General features: G+C 64.3%; 2 protein-coding genes. Both read left to right on the top strand.

Annotated elements, in window-relative coordinates; all coding sequences use genetic code 11:
* On the top strand, positions 1-235 hold a 235-nt coding region (locus C1I93_RS30750), incomplete at its 5' end, for a lysine 5,6-aminomutase subunit alpha TIM-barrel domain-containing protein (RefSeq protein ID WP_309148228.1).
* 47 nt (positions 236-282) lie between these two features.
* Positions 283-833 (top strand): OAM dimerization domain-containing protein (locus C1I93_RS30745; protein ID WP_258378398.1); only part of this gene is annotated, 551 nt, incomplete at its 3' end.

Raw genomic sequence — 833 nt, 5'->3', positions numbered from 1 at the left:
GGATTTCGTGCCGGTGCCGGGTGGATTCATTCAGCAGCGGGCGAATCGGGTGTTGGGTGAGGCGGTGGAGTTGTTGGAGCGGATCGGGGAGCAGTCGTTGTTGACGGCGATCGCGGAGGGCACGTTCGGGATCATGAGGCGGCCGGCGGATCGGGGTAAGGGTCTGGACGGGGTGGCGCGGCACGAGGCGGGTTACTACAACCCGGCCACCGAGATTCTGGAGGGTGCGGCGTGAGTGGGAAGTCGGTGGTGCGGCCGTACGGGGATACGACGGGTGACGGCATGGTGCAGGTGTCGTTCACGTTGCCGGTGCCGCATGACAAGCGGGCCGAGGGTGCGGCGGTGCAGTTGGCGAACAAGATGGGTATGGATCCGGCGATGCTGGTGCACGCGAAGCAGATGGGTGACGGGTTCACCTTTTTCGTGGTGTACGGGCGGGTGAATCATCTGGTGGATCTGTCGGCGGTGCAGGTGGTGGAGCGGGATTTTCCGTTGTTGTCCGCCAAGGAGGTCAATGCGGTGGTGAAGCGGCGGTTGCGGCGGAAGTTGTCGGTGGTGGGGGCGTGTATCGGTACGGATGCGCACACGGTGGGTATCGACGCGATCCTCAATGTGAAGGGGGTGGCGGGGGAGAAGGGGCTGGAGTATTACCGCGAGTTGAAGGTGACGAATCTGGGTGCGCAGGTGAGTGTGCCGGAGTTGGTGGAGGCGGCGCGGGCTGAGCGGGCGGATGCGGTGTTGGTGTCGCAGGTGGTGACGCAGCGGGATGCGCATCTGCACAACACGCGGGAGATGTCGGCGGCGTTTCGGGAGGCTGGCTCTTATACACATCT

It is taken from the genome of Micromonospora endophytica, from assembly GCF_003236305.1.
Lineage (GTDB): Bacteria > Actinomycetota > Actinomycetes > Mycobacteriales > Micromonosporaceae > Micromonospora > Micromonospora endophytica.
This window is presented reverse-complemented; position numbering and strand designations above follow the sequence as displayed.